The 14,028-nt window shown below is 62.1% G+C and carries 12 protein-coding genes; 5 read left to right on the top strand and 7 right to left on the bottom strand.

The window, feature by feature from the left end; all coding sequences use genetic code 11:
- A partial coding sequence (locus tag HX868_RS30505; protein WP_177005428.1) for a ribonucleotide-diphosphate reductase subunit beta occupies positions 1-502 on the bottom strand: 502 nt, incomplete at its 3' end.
- 300 nt (positions 503-802) lie between these two features.
- Here HX868_RS30505 and fae point away from each other — a divergent pair.
- The 4 genes from fae to HX868_RS30485 all read left to right on the top strand — a co-directional run bounded on the left by fae (position 803) and on the right by HX868_RS30485 (position 5,320).
- Positions 803-1,315 (top strand): formaldehyde-activating enzyme, encoded by a 513-nt coding sequence (fae, locus tag HX868_RS30500; protein ID WP_033899609.1) that lies wholly within the window; start codon positions 803-805, stop codon positions 1,313-1,315.
- Positions 1,316-1,325: 10 nt separating this feature from the next.
- The gene (locus HX868_RS30495) at positions 1,326-2,360 is read left to right on the top strand and encodes an aldo/keto reductase (RefSeq protein ID WP_177005427.1); all 1,035 of its coding nucleotides are present in this window, start codon (positions 1,326-1,328) and stop codon (positions 2,358-2,360) included.
- Complete coding sequence (locus HX868_RS30490) at positions 2,357-3,790, top strand: NAD-dependent succinate-semialdehyde dehydrogenase (protein ID WP_177005426.1); 1,434 nt, start codon at positions 2,357-2,359, stop codon at positions 3,788-3,790. Before HX868_RS30495 ends, HX868_RS30490 begins: the two co-directional genes overlap by 4 nt.
- A 153-nt stretch (positions 3,791-3,943) precedes the next feature.
- Entirely contained in the window at positions 3,944-5,320 is a 1,377-nt protein-coding gene (locus HX868_RS30485; RefSeq protein ID WP_177005425.1) for an MFS transporter, read from the top strand.
- On the opposite strand, the gene HX868_RS30480 is transcribed toward HX868_RS30485, so the two are convergent.
- The 6 genes from HX868_RS30480 to HX868_RS30455 all read right to left on the bottom strand — a co-directional run bounded on the left by HX868_RS30480 (position 5,267) and on the right by HX868_RS30455 (position 12,631).
- Positions 5,267-6,142 (bottom strand): LysR substrate-binding domain-containing protein, encoded by an 876-nt coding sequence (locus HX868_RS30480; protein WP_177005424.1) that lies wholly within the window; start codon positions 6,140-6,142, stop codon positions 5,267-5,269. The two genes, HX868_RS30485 and HX868_RS30480, sit on opposite strands and share 54 nt — an antisense overlap.
- A gap of 114 nt (positions 6,143-6,256) precedes the next feature.
- Positions 6,257-7,426 carry a hypothetical protein gene (locus HX868_RS30475; protein ID WP_177005423.1) on the bottom strand — a complete coding sequence of 390 codons (1,170 nt, stop codon included), beginning with the start codon at positions 7,424-7,426 and terminating at the stop codon, positions 6,257-6,259.
- Positions 7,427-7,510: 84 nt separating this feature from the next.
- On the bottom strand, positions 7,511-9,151 hold the full coding sequence (locus HX868_RS30470; RefSeq protein WP_177005422.1) for a dipeptide ABC transporter ATP-binding protein: 1,641 nt from the start codon (positions 9,149-9,151) through the stop codon (positions 7,511-7,513).
- A 2-nt stretch (positions 9,152-9,153) separates the two neighbouring features.
- Entirely contained in the window at positions 9,154-9,990 is an 837-nt protein-coding gene (locus HX868_RS30465) for an ABC transporter permease (protein ID WP_177005421.1), read from the bottom strand.
- On the bottom strand, positions 9,987-10,940 hold the full coding sequence (locus tag HX868_RS30460) for an ABC transporter permease (protein ID WP_177005420.1): 954 nt from the start codon (positions 10,938-10,940) through the stop codon (positions 9,987-9,989). Before HX868_RS30460 ends, HX868_RS30465 begins: the two co-directional genes overlap by 4 nt.
- A 47-nt stretch (positions 10,941-10,987) precedes the next feature.
- Complete coding sequence (locus HX868_RS30455) at positions 10,988-12,631, bottom strand: ABC transporter substrate-binding protein (RefSeq protein ID WP_177005419.1); 1,644 nt, start codon at positions 12,629-12,631, stop codon at positions 10,988-10,990.
- Between the two features lie 235 nt (positions 12,632-12,866).
- On the opposite strand from HX868_RS30455, the gene HX868_RS30450 reads away from it, so the two are divergent.
- Positions 12,867-13,796 (top strand): LysR substrate-binding domain-containing protein, encoded by a 930-nt coding sequence (locus HX868_RS30450; protein WP_095016000.1) that lies wholly within the window; start codon positions 12,867-12,869, stop codon positions 13,794-13,796.
- Positions 13,797-14,028 lie beyond the last annotated feature (232 nt).

The following is a 14,028-nucleotide window of genomic DNA, read 5'->3' as shown; positions in this document are numbered from 1 at the left end:
CGGCCAGCACCAGGTTGTTGGCAACCAGGGAGTCGGCGGTGGAGAAGAAGCCCAGGTTGCGCATGACGATACGACGTTCGTCGTCGGTCAGGCCTTCGTGGTTTTTCCACAGTGCGATGTCGGCGGTCATGTTGACCTCTTGCGGCATCCAGTGGTTGGCGCAGCCGTCGAGGTACTTCTGCCAGGCCCAGTCGTACTTGAACGGCACGAGTTGGTTGAGGTCGGCGCGGCAGTTGATCATGCGTTTTTCGTCAACGGCGACACGGGCGGCGGAGCCTTCCAGCTCAGCGAGGCCTTCGGCGACGTCGAGTTTGTCGAGGGCGGCCTTGGCGCGGATGATCGCGGCGGAGTCGTTGGCGGTCACGTTACGGGCTTCCAGCGCGGCGGCGGCGCCGGCACCGTCGAGGCGGTCCATGTTGGCTTCGCTGGCGTGGCCGGCGTTGGCGCCCTTGATCACCGCTGCACCGGTGTCTTCGTTGTCGACTTCATCCCAACTCAGCATGGAAATGCTCCTTCCTGGTATTCGAAAAATAAGTGTTTTTGCAGGCTTCAAGGCATTGAAATACTGCGCATAGTGTGGTCGATAAATACCGAGACTGCACACTATGTAGTGGTCTGTTTTGTTTGTGGGCACACTATATGGTGTGTAACAACGATGGTCAACGCACAAGAAGACCGTCGATGTCGCAGGGCTATGAGCAAAACTCACAGCCCCATGACTTTTAATGGTTACGGCCGCTTTCCTACCCAGTGCTAAAAATTCGCCAACCAGCTCCCCATAACAACAACGAGCGTTTGCGCAATGAAAACACTGGATCTCTACATCGGCGAAGGTTTCGAAGGCCCGGGCGTCAACGCGGCCCACATCAACATCCTGATCGGCCCACGCAACGGCCCGGCGGGCCAGGCGTTCGCCAATAGCCTCGCGTCGCCAAGCCAGGGCCATTGCCCGTTCATGGTGATTGCCCAGCCGAACATCCCGGTCAAGCCCATGACCCTGTACGTCAACAAGGCTGAAATCAGCAGCGATTTGCACGGCAACGCCACCTGGGGCGCGTCCCAGGCCGGTATCGCCAAGGCGGTGCTGGAAGCCCTGCTCGACGGCACCTTGCCGCCGGAAGCCGAAGACGAGTGGGCCATCGTCACCGCCAACTGGGTCAACCCAGGCTGCGATGACCTGGATGCCGTCTACCTGAACAATTACAACGCCTGCCGCACCGCGATCCGCGCCGCCCTGACCGGCACGCCGTTTACCGCGCAGTTGGCCGACGTGGTCAACCACATCAGCAACCCTTTCTATACGCCAAAGGCCTGAGGATAATCCCATGCAATACACTCGATTGGGCAACTCCGGCCTGCAAGTCTCGCGCCTTTGCCTGGGCACCATGAACATGGGCACCCCGGATTGGAAACCGTGGATCTTCGACGAGAAACAAAGCGAGCCCATCGTCGCCCACGCCCTGGACAACGGCGTCAACTTTATCGACCTGGCCGACTTCTACTCGGCTGGCATCGGCGAAGAAGTGGTGGGGCGCATCCTCAAGCGCGTGGCACGGCGTGACGAGATCGTGGTCACCACCAAGGTCGGCTACGGCACCCGCAGCGGCATCAACGCCAGCGGCCATTCGCGCAAGCACATCATGGACAGCATCGACGCCTCCCTCAGCCGCCTCGGCATGGATTATGTCGACGTATTCATGCTGCATTACTTCGACGTGAACACCCCGGTTGAAGAAACCCTGTGCGCCTTGAACGACATCGTGCGTTCCGGCAAGGCGCGCTACATCGGCGTGTCGACCATGCTCACCGGCCAGTTGGCCAAGATCCTCATGGCCTGCGAGCGCAATGGCTGGGTCAAGCCGATCAATATGCAACTGCAACTGAACTGCGCCTACCGCGAAGAAGAGCGCGAGATGATTCCGTTCTGCCGCGACCAGGGCCTGGGCGTCTCGGTGTTCAGCCCGCTGGCCCGTGGCTTGCTCACCGGTGAAGTGCAGTCGACCCGCAACCAGACCGACTTCTTCACCCTGCAGATGTACAGCGACCAGGCGTCGTTCGACATCGCCCACTCGGTACAACGCGTGGCCCGCGCCCGTGGCGTGTCCAACGCGCAGATAGCCCAGGCCTGGGTCGCCAACCATCCCGGCGTCGACGTGATGTTGGTGGGCGCCGACACCACCGAACAATTCGATAGCGCACTGGCCGCCTTGGACACCCAATTGGATGCCGAGGAATTGCATGAGCTGGAACGCAACTACACCCCGTGCGATGTGATCAACGACTACACCGCCGGCAAGCGCATCCTGCGTGAGGCCCGCCCGGGCCTGGACCGTTTCAATCTGATCGAGGCCGTGGCATGAACCCGCTGATCCGCAAGGGCAACTACATCGATGGCCAATGGTCCAGCGGTGGGCCGACCTACCCGGTGCTCAACCCGGCTAATGGCGCGCTGATCGCCGATGTACAGCGCGCCGCCGGCGAAGAAACCAACCTGGCCATCGACGCCGCCAACCGCGCCTTGCCGGCCTGGCGCAAGCTCACCGCCAAGGAACGCAGCCAGCGCCTAAAGCGCTGGAGCGAGCTGATGCTGACCAATCAGAAAGACCTGGCGCACCTGCTCAGCCTGGAGCAGGGCAAACCCCTGGCCGAAGCCATGGGCGAAGTGGTCTACGCCGCGAGCTTTCTGGAGTGGTTTGGTGAAGAAGCCAAGCGCGCTTATGGCGACGTGATCCCGAGCCACAAAGCGGATGCGCGCATCATCGTGGTCAAGGAAGCCATCGGTGTGGTCGCGGCGATCACGCCGTGGAACTTCCCGCTGGCCATGGTCACGCGCAAGGTCGGCCCGGCACTGGCGGCGGGGTGCACGATGATCCTCAAGCCTTCGGAAGAAACCCCGCTGTCGGCGTTTGCCCTGGCGGTGCTGGCCGAGCAGGCGGGGATTCCGGCGGGTGTGTTCAACATTGTCTCCGGCGATGCCGTGGCGATTGGTGGTGCACTGCAAGCCTCCAGTGTGGTGCGCAAGCTGTCGTTCACCGGTTCCACCCGCACCGGCAAGTTGCTGATGCGCCAGGCGGCGGACACCCTGAAAAAGGTCTCCCTGGAACTGGGCGGCAACGCGCCGTTCATTGTGTTCGACGATGCCGACCTGGACGCCGCCGTCAAAGGCGCCATGGCCTCCAAGTTCCGTAACACCGGGCAGACCTGCGTGTGCGTCAACCGCTTCTTCATCCAGGACGGCGTGTACGACGCCTTCACCCGCAAACTGGCCGAAGCCGTCAGCGTCATGCGCGTCGGCAGTGCCTTGGACGGCGACACCGAGCAGGGCCCGCTGATCAACGCCGCCGCGCTGGCCAAGGTCGAAGCCCATGTCGGCGATGCCTTGGAGAAGGGCGCCACGCTGTTGTGCGGTGGCCGTCGCCATGCCCTGGGCGGCACCTTTTTCGAACCGACCATCCTCACCGAAGCCCACGGCGACATGCTGATCGCCCATGAAGAAACCTTCGGGCCCGTGGCGGCGTGCTTTCGTTTCAAGGACGAAGCCGAAGTGCTGCAACGCGCCAATGACACGCCGTTCGGCTTGTCCGCCTACTTCTACAGCCGCGACATCGGCCGCGTGTGGCGCATGGCCGAAGGCCTGGAAGCCGGCATGGTGGGGATCAACGAAGGGATCATCTCCACCGAAGTCGCGCCGTTTGGCGGCATCAAGGAATCGGGCCTGGGCCGTGAAGGTTCCAAGTACGGGCTGGAGGATTACCTGGAGATCAAATACCTGTTGATGGGCGGCCTGTAAGCCACCCGCGCCCCCTGTAGGAGCTGGCTTGCCGGCGATAGCGGTCTATCAACTTACATTTGGCAAGCTGACCCACCGCCATCGCCGGCAAGCCGGCTCCTACAAGGGTGTTCCAACGTTACTCCGTCAAGAACAACAATATGGAGAACACCCATGACCACTCAATCCATAAAAATCGACGACCTGCCGATCGGCCGCTTTCACCTGAAAATCGCCGGCCTGACGTTCGGCGCGCATTTCACCGACGGCTACATCCTCGGCCTGATCGGTATCGCCTTCACCCTGCTCAGCCCACAGATGCAACTCGATGCGTTCTGGCAAGGCTTGATCGGCGCTTCCGCCCTGATCGGCCTGTTCCTGGGCAGCCTGTTCTTCGGCTGGATCTCCGACACCCTCGGTCGGCAGAAAATCTTCCTGGTCAGCTTTGTGCTGATCACCGTGGCCTCGGTGATGCAGTTCTATGCCGAGACGGCCATGGGCTTGTTGCTGTGCCGCATCCTGATCGGCATTGGCCTGGGCGGAGATTTCAGTGTGGGACACGCCATGCTCGCGGAGTTTTCGCCGAAGAAGCATCGTGGCGTGCTGCTCGGCTCGTTCAGCGTGATCTGGACCTTCGGTTATGTGGCGGCGACCTTTGTCGGCACTGCGATGCTCAGCCTGGGCGATGATGCCTGGCGCTGGATGCTGGCGTCGTCGGCAATCCCCGCTGGCTTGATCCTGATCGCGCGTATCGGCACGCCGGAGTCGCCGCGCTGGCTGGTCAACCGTGGGCGCATTGCCGAAGCCCGTGCCATCGTCAAGAAACACCTGGGCGAGCATGTGGTACTGGACGAAGAGCCGTCCGCGCAAACCCGCTCCGGCTACGGCGTGCTGTTCAGCCGTGAGTACCGCAAGCGCACGGCGTTCAACTGCCTGTTCTTTGTGTGCATCGTGATGCCGTACTTTGCGATCTACACCTTTTTGCCGTCGATCTTGCAAAAGATGGGTTTGTCCCAGGGCTTTGGCACCGAGCTGCTGCTTAATCTACTGCTGATTATCGGTGCGTTGATCGGCATCTGGTGCACGGTGAAGTTTTCGCGCCGGGGCTTCTTGATCAACTCGTTCATCATCCTGGCCGCAGCGTTGTTCTTGCTCGCGGTGTTGCCGGGCAGCCTGGCGTGGTTGATGGTGCTGACCTTCGGCGTGTTTACGCTGGTGCTGTCGGCGGTGAGTAACCTGGTCGGCGTGTTCCCGGCGGAAAGCTTCCCCACCGAAGTGCGCGCCAGCGGCATTGGCCTGGCCACGGCTGTGAGTCGCTTGGGCTCGGCTATCAGCACCTTCCTGTTGCCGGTCAGCGTGGCTGGGATCGGCTTGAGCCCGACTATGGGCATTCTTGCGGCGATCCTGGTGTTTGGCGCGCTCATTTCCTGGGCCTGGGCCCCGGAAACCAAGGCGTTGACCTTGAGCCAGGCGTGCAAGGCCGAGGCACCGCCGGTATCAGGGGTTGCTGACCTGGCCCAGCCACTGCGTAAACAACCGCACCTTGGATAAACCCTGTTTGTCCGTCGCCACATCCAGCCAATAGCCATAGGGGCCGATCACTTCCACGGGGGTGATCGGCAACAGGCTACCGTTGGCCAGCTCGCGTTCGATCATCTGCCGGTCGATCACCGCCAGACCACCGCCTGCCAGGGCGGTATGGATAACCTGGTCCAGGGTGCTGAATTCCAGGCCCTGGTCGGCATCAACGTCTTCCCGGCCCATGGCCGCCAGCCAGTTTTCCCAGACCTTCAAGCGTTTGCCGTCGTGCAGGATATGCAGCAGCGGAAATCGTCGCAGGTCTGGCGGTTGGCCGTCGCTGAACAATTCCGGGCTGGCAACCGCGATGTGCCGCTCCATCACCAGTAGCTCACTGCTGCAATGCGCTGCCGGTTCCAGGCCGAAACGGATCTGGCAGTCGATTTCCGCGAGGTTGTCGTGAGTCGCCTGATGGGTGACGCTGAGGTTGATGTCCGGGTAACGCTCGCAGAAGCGCCGCAGATGCGCGGATAACCAGCGGGTGGCCCAGGTCGGCGGTGCGACGATGCGCAGGCGCTGGCGCAGGTTGGGCACGCGCACCGCTTGCAAGGCGCGTTCGATATGGTCGAAGGCGTCGCTCAAGTGCGGCGAAAGAGCAAAGCCGGCTTCCGTCAGGGACAGACCTCGGGGTGTGCGAATAAAGAGGGCAACGCCAAGGTAGTCCTCCAGTTGCTTGATCTGGCGACTGACTGCGCCCTGGGTGACGTTGAGGCCCACGGCGGCCTGGCTGAAGCTGCGGTGGCGGGCGACCTCTTCGAAGACGCGGAGCATGTTGAGGGCGGGGAGGTGGCGCATGGTTTGGGTTCCATACATTGTTTTTGTTGTGTTTGTGCTAACGCTATCGCCGGCAAGCCGGCTCCTACAGGGAGCCGGCTTGCCGGCGATAGCGGTTTCGAAAACGCTGCCTGATTAGAAATAATACCCAATGTTCATGTACAGCTGATTCTCCCACTGGTTGCTACCCCCAGCCCCCAGGCTCTGGGTGTAGCTGCTGCCACCAATGTACGGGTCATTCTTGCCGATCAACCACTCCGTCGCGATCCACAACTTGCTGAACGAAAACGACGTGCCGAGGATCACCCGCTGCGAGGTCTTGAACTCATCAGCGGACTTATCGAAGGCGCTGTAGTTGGCATACAGTTTCACACCGCTGACCTGATCCCACAGGTACTTGCCGCCCACGTCATAACTCAGGTCCGCCACATACAGGTTGCCGCGACTGGCCACGTTGAAGGTGCCGTCATACCCGCCTAGGGTCACCACTTCGTCCGTACCGGCGTTGCGCGGCGACATCTGCTGGCGCGCCGCCTGCAATTGCAGGCCCCACGGGCCGTTCTTGCCCAAGTAGTGGATGGCCACGGCATTGCGTCGGCCATCATTGCCGGTGTCTTTGTTTTCCAGGGTGGACGTGAGGCCGGACAGGCCGACTTCGGATTTCCAGTCGCCCAGGTCCAAGGCCTTGGCCACGCGCAGCACCACGGTGTTGCGTTCCTGGTTGTCGCTGCCGTCGGCCACGTAACTGTCGGCGCCGGACACCACGCTGGAATAGGTCACGCCCTTGCTGGTGCCCTTGCCTTGCCACGCCGGGCGCAGGTAGTAACCGGCCTGGATATTCCAGTCGCCGGCCTGTTGCACGTATTTGGCGCCAACCTGCTGCACGTCTTCCAGGCCGATCACGTTGCCCAGGGTTTCGTAGAAGGTGCTGCCAAAGTAGGGCTGCAAGCCGAATGGCACGGTGTTCAAGCCCACCTGCACCTGTTGCTCGGGGTTGAACTTGTAGCCGACCCAGGCGAACTTGGCGAACTGGATATCGCCGTAGTTCTTGGTGTACTGGTAGGGGTACGAGCGCCCGTAGAAACGGTACTGCGCTTCACCGGTCCAACTGTCGGAGTTGTACTTGGCGCTGAGAAACACGGTGTCCAGGCCGAACTTCTGGATGTCGCGGTCCGGGTCGTAGTCCCAGCGCGCGCGGATGGCGCCGCCGAGGTCGAGGTTGTCGGTGACCTGTACGGCCATGGCCGGTGCCGCGAGGGCGCCGAGTACGGGGATGAGGGTGAAGTAGCGCGTCGTTGGTCGCATGGTTTTACTCTCGTTTTTAGTTTTTTTTGGCAACAGCAGCCCGTTGCCGCAGCGAACGCTGCGACGCAGGGAAAAGGGTTCAGCTCAGTGAGCCGTGGGGCGGATCAGCCGCAAGGGCGGTCCGGCGACGGGCAGTTCGGACGCGCCCGGCGCAGCGGCCAGCAGCGCCTGGGTGTAACTGTTCTGCGGGCGCAACAGCACCTGTTCGGCAGTGCCGTACTCCACCACTTCACCCTGGCGCATCACGGCGATGTGGTCGCTGATCTGCGCGGCCACCCGCAGGTCATGGGTGATGAACAGGATGCTCAGGTTCAGCTGCTTCTGCAGGTCGGCCAGTAACTCCAGCACCTGCTTTTGCACCGACACATCCAGCGCCGACACGCTTTCATCGGCAATCAGCACTTCCGGTCGCATCGCCAGGGCGCGAGCGATGCCGATACGCTGGCGCTGACCACCGGAGAACTGCCGGGGCTTGCGCTGCAACGCATCACGCTTCAAGCCCACCTGTTCCAGCAAGTCCCCGGCCTCAGCCCAGGCGTCCTTGGCCGATAACCCACGCAATTGCGCGGCGCGAGCGATGATGTCGCCGACGCGATGGCGCGGGTTCAGCGAGCCGTAGGGGTCCTGGAAAATCATCTGGATACGCCGCCGATTGGCCGCCAGCGCCGAACCGCTCAAGGCCAGGAAATCGGTATCGCCCACCCACACATGCCCGCTGTCGCTGTCCACCAGACGAATCGCGGCTTTGACCAGGGTGCTTTTGCCCGAGCCGGACTCGCCGACAATCGCCAGGGTCTTGCCCCGTGGCAGGTTCAGCGACACATCGCGCAGCGCCGCCACCGAGCTGCCGCCGACGGTGTAGGTCTTGGTCAGGTGCTCGATGCGCAGGGCCATTTCGCCGTCGGCACTCGGCGCATGCAGCTCCGGGTGCAGCGCCGGCACGGCTGCGATCAGCTTGCGCGTGTAGGCGTGGGCCGGCGCGTTCAGCACCTGGTCACGCTCGCCGATTTCCACCAGGCGGCCGCCTTCCATGACCGCAATGCGGTCGGCGATCTGCGCCACCACGCCAAAGTCATGGGTGATAAACAGAATGCCGTGTTGCCCCCGCCCGCGCAGGTCGCGCACCAGTTTCAGCACCTGGGCTTGGGTCGTTACATCGAGGGCGGTAGTGGGCTCGTCGGCGATCAGCAAATCCGGGTTCATCGCCAAGGCCATGGCGATCACTACGCGCTGGCATTGGCCGCCGGAAAGCTGATGGGGAAAGCTGTTGGCGATGCGCGGCGGGTCCGGCAGTTGGGTGGACTCCAGCAGCGCGAGCATGCGTTCACGGCGCTCGGCGGCGGGCATCTGCGGGGCGTGGATGTCGAAGATTTCTTCGACTTGCTTGCCGATGCGAATCGCCGGGTTCAGCGCCGCCATGGGTTCCTGGAAGATCATCGCGATACGGTTGCCACGCAGGGCGCGCAAGCGGGCTTCATCGAGGGTACAGATGTCATCGCCGAGAAAATCGATCACGCCGCCGGCATGTCGCAGGCCTTTGGCGTAATCGCCCATGATCGCCGCCGACAGCACGGACTTGCCCGAGCCCGACTCACCGATCACGCAGAGGATTTCGCCCTTGCGCACCTGCAGGCTGATGCCGTGCACGGCGTGGCTACGGTCGGCACCCTTGGGCAGTTCGACGCTGAGGTTGTCGACCCGCAATACGGTTTGCTGGCTGTTCATGCTCAACTCCTTGCGCCTTGCTGCGCGTGTTCATCCAGCCCATCGGCGAGCAGGCTCAGGCCAAGCATCAACGTGGAGATGGCGATGCAGGGAAAGATCACCAAGTGCGGGAAGGAAATGGCCATGGCGCGGCCGTCGTTGATCATGCCGCCCCAGTCCGGGGTGGGCGGTGGCAGGCCGAGGCCGAGGAAGCCCAGGGCACCGATCATGATCGCGGTATAGCCGATGCGCAGGCAGAAATCGACGATCAGCGGGCCGCCGCAGTTGGGCAGGATTTCTACCAGCATGATGCGCAGCGAGCCTTCGCCCTGGGTGATGGCGCTGAGCACGTAGTCGCGCGAGCGAATGTCGATGGTCAGCGCACGCATGATGCGAAAGATCGCCGGGGCGCTGGTGAAGGTCACCGCAATCAGGATATTCAGCGCCGACGCGCCGAGGGCGATGATGATCACGATGTACAGCACCAACACCGGGAACGACAGCACGGTGTCGGCCACGTAGGACAGCGCCGCATCCACCCAGCCGTTGAAGTAACCGGCGCACAGGCCCATGGCGATGCCCACGGCAAACGCGGTCAGCGTGGCGAGGATCGACCAGAACAGCACGGTGCGCGTGCCCCAGATCAGGCGCGAAAGGATGTCACGGCCGATCATGTCGGTGCCGAGCAAAAAGCGTGCGCCGTCGTCGCTGGCGGTCATCGGCGTGAGCAACGGCGTGAAGTTTTCCAGCGGATCATGGGGCGCCAGCCACGGCGCGCACAGGGCGATCAACACCCAGCCGCCAACCAGCAGCAGGCCGAGCAGGGCCAAGGGATGCTTGAAGGATTTGAGCAGGTTCATTGGCGGCCTCCGCCGAGACTGTGCAGGGTGATGCGCGGGTTGAGCCAGGTGTAGGCCAGGTCCGAGAAGATCTTGCTGATGCCCACCACCACGCCGCTGATCATCGCGCAGGCTTCGATCAGGTAGACGTCATGGTTGAGCGACGCGGTGTACAGCAGCGAGCCGAAGCCCTTGTAGGCGAAAAACACCTCCACCACGATGACGTTCGATAGCAGCCACGGGATGTACAGCATGATCACCGTGACCGGCGCGATCAGCACGTTGCGCAACGCGTGGCGCAGCACAATGCGCGTAGTGGACGCACCTTTGAGCCGTGCAGTGCGGATATACGGCGCTTGCATGACTTCCACCATCGATGCGCGGGTGATACGCGCCAGGTAGCCGATGCCGAACAGGCACAGCACCATCAGCGGCAGCACCAGTTCCACGGCGCTGAAGCCATCGCTCATGCTGCTCACACCGGGCAGCCAGTTGAGCCAGAACACGAAGATTGCCGAGACGAACACCGCACTGGCGAAGTCCGGGATCGAGGTAGTGACAATCGACAGGAATGACACCAGCCGGTCGATCAAAGAGCCCTGGCGAATCCCCGCCAGGATGCCCAGGGTCAACGCCACCGGCACCATCACCAGCAAGGCCAACCCGGCCAGGGTCAGGGTTTGCCACAGGTTGGGCAGCAGCAGTTTCAACACCGGTTCGCGAAAGTACACCGAGGTGCCCCAGTCGCCGGTCACGAAGTCCTTGAGCCACACCAGGTAGCGCCACACGAAGGGTTGGTTGTAGCCGTGTTCCAGCAGCCACGCCGCGCGCTGGTCGGCGGCGGAGTAGGGGCCGAGGACGTTGATCGCCACGTCCTCGATGTTCAACTCCAGGGCCAGGAACACAATCAGCGACACCGACAGCAGCGTCGCTAACAGCATCAGCAGTTTGAGCAATAGAAAATGAGCCATCAGGTGCATGCTCCGACGGGGAATGGGAGGTGTGTTGCGCCAGTGATTCAGGCACTCAGCCAGACATTGCCCATGGGGTAGAAGTCGGAAGGGTGCACTTGGAAGCCCTGCACCTTTTTACTCACGGCGGTGAACTTGTCGCCCCAGAACGGCTGCACGATCACGCAGGCTTCCTGCAGGATCTGCTCGACGCTCTGCATGGCCACGGCGCGCTCTTTCGGGTCGATGATGCCCATGGCTTTGTCCAGAGCCGCGTCGAAGGCCGGGTCGCTGTAGTGGCTTTCGTTCCAGGCGCCACCGCCACGGTAGGCCAGTTCCAGGGACATTACGCCGAGCGGGCGATGCGCCCAGTAGGTCAGGCTGAACGCGGCCTTGTCCCAGATCGGCCAGTACTGCGCCGCCGGAACCACTTTGAGATTGATGCGGATCCCGGCTTCCCGGCAGTTTTGTTGCAGGATCTGCGCGCAGTCCTGTTCATAACGGCCTTGGGTATTGCCGACGATCAGGTCGATGTCCAGGCCATTGGCAAAGCCTGCTTCGGCCAGCAGTTTCTTCGCGGCGGCCACGTCACGTTCACGTTTGGGCAGCGGGAAATACTCGGGGTGGGAAGGGGCCACATGATGGTCTTCGCCCAGCGTGCCCATGCCGCGATAGGCGACCTTGAGCATCTGCGCATTATCGGCGCAGAGCACTACGGCCTTGCGCACGCGCACATCGGTGAAGGGCTTCTGGTCGCAGGCCATACGCATCACCACGGTCTGCGCGGATTTGCAGCTGAGCAATTGCGCGCCCGGCAGGCGCTTGGCCAGGTCCAGCTCGGCCACGGTGACGCGATACAGCACGTCGACCTGGCCGGCTTGCAAGGCGGCCAGGTGAGTGGACACGTCGGTGCCCATGTCGATGTAGCGCAGTTCGTCGAGGTTGGCCGGTTTGCCCCAATAGTCGGCGCGCTTGGCGAAGGTCGCCTGCTTGTTCACGGCAAACGACACCAGCTTGAACGGCCCGGTGGCCAGCGGGTTTTTCGCCCAGTCATCGCCGGCCTTGAAGCTGCGATGCACCAGGGCGCAGGTGAAGGCGTTGAGCATCTCCGGGATCGCCAGGATCGGCCGCTTGAGCTGCAGGCGGAACTGGTAGTCGCTGACTTTTTCGAAGGCCTTGATGTCCTGGAACGCGGTGCGGTTGACCGACTTGGAGTCGGCGGCGATCCAGCGCTGGATATTGTGCTGCACGTCGTCGACGTTAAAGCTGTCACCGTTGCTCCACTTCACGTTCTGGCGCAGGTTGAAGGTCCAGGTGGTGAGGTCCTCGGAAGGGCTCCAGCTCTCGGCCAGGTAGGGGTGGGTAATGTTATCGGCGTCGACCCAGGTCAGGTATTCCAGGGAGTTGCGCAACAGGTTCGAGGCTTCGATCCAGGTGATCAGCATCGGGTCCTGGATTTCCTGGATGGCGCAGGCAAACCGCAGGCTGCCGCCTTGGCGGGCGGGCGTGCCGTCGGCAGCCCGGGCGTCGTTGCCCAGCAAGGCTGAACCGATGAAGGTGGAGGCACTGGCTGCAGTGATGCCGAGCAGGGCGGCGGTGCGCAGGAATTGGCGGCGGTTAATCTCGCCGCGCTGCACTTGATTGCACAGTGCGTCGACAGCGGGGTGCGGCGCGTTACCGTCCAGGGTCGCTAGAACGTTGGAGTCGGACATGGGGCTGCTCTCATGTTGTTTTTATTAGAGATGCCCGCAGTTTTGTCATCCACGCAAAGATCGACAAACGATAAATTCAGCCGTTAAACGTTCGTTAAATGCATGTTAGTTGGCGTGATCAGGGCGAGACGTCGAGATAGACGCCTTGGTTGATACAAAAAATCATGTTGGCTAGGAAATCTCCTACGGCTCGTGGGATGCTTGGCACCTTGCCAGTCGTATTCGAGTGCTCGCCATGAAACGCAAAATGCCCGGTCTCAATGCCCTCAAAGCTTTCGAAGTGGCCGGCAGTACCGGCAGTTTTACTCGGGCGGCGCAGCTGTTGAACGTGACCCAGAGCGCGGTCAGTCGCCAGGTCCGGCAGTTGGAAGAGCAATTGGGCGAGCACCTGCTGGAGCGGCGTCACCATCACCTTGAACTGACCAGCGCGGGTCGCGTTTTGCTGCGCGCGCTGCACCAATCGTTCGACAAGATCGAACTGACGGTGCGCAGTATCCAGCAGAAAACCCACTCCAACCGCCTGCACATCAACGCACCGCCGACCTTCACCAGTCGTTGGTTGATGCCGCGTCTGGGGCGCCTGCGCGAAGCCCATCCCGAGCTGGAGCTGAGCATCACCACCTGTTTGCAGGACAGCCTGGCGCAGACCAGCACCCTCGATTGTGCGATTCGCTTTGGTAACGGCGAGTGGGATGGGTTGGACAGTTCGTTGTTGGTTCAGGAGCGGCACATTGCAGTGTGCGCGCCGTCGCTGTATGCCCGTGAATGCAGTGATGGGGTGGACCTTAATCGCATGACGTTGCTGCATGTGTTGGCCAGTGAGGATCAGCGGTATCTCACGTGGAAACATTGGTTGGATGCGGCGCGGATCCATGGGGTGGATACCCAGGGTGGGTATGAGTTCGATCTGTTGGATCTGGCTATTCGGGCGGCTACGGACGGGTTGGGGATTACCATTGCTGACTGGCATATGGTGGCGGCGGAGCTGGCGTCCGGGCAGTTGACCCAGGTGTTGAATGTGCATGTGGAGGGGCACCAGTCGTATTGGCTGGTGACGCGGCCGGAGCAGACGGATATGCCGCAGTTGCAGGTGTTTGGGCAGTGGTTGCAGGAGGAGATCTGGTTGGCGCAGCGGCAGTTGGAGCCTTCGACTGCGGCTGTTTGAGAGGGGGGTGATTGGGTGCATATCCGTTATTTGGGTGATGGCGGGGATTGGTTCCGCCCTTACGGCGGGTCACTTTTGAAAGGAGCCCAAAAGTAACCAAAAGGCTCTTGCCCCAACACTCGGCACCTCGCCTAGGCTCGGTGTGCCCGTAATCCGACAGTGATTTGGGGGGCCGCCGCCACGCGCCATCCATGGCGCGGGGCGGCTAAACCGGCATCCCTGCCGGTTTACC

It is taken from the genome of Pseudomonas reactans (assembly GCF_013385825.1).
In the GTDB taxonomy this organism is placed as follows: domain Bacteria; phylum Pseudomonadota; class Gammaproteobacteria; order Pseudomonadales; family Pseudomonadaceae; genus Aquipseudomonas; species Aquipseudomonas reactans.
The sequence above is the reverse complement of the archived record's forward strand: the minus strand, read 5'-3'. Positions and strand labels throughout refer to the sequence as shown.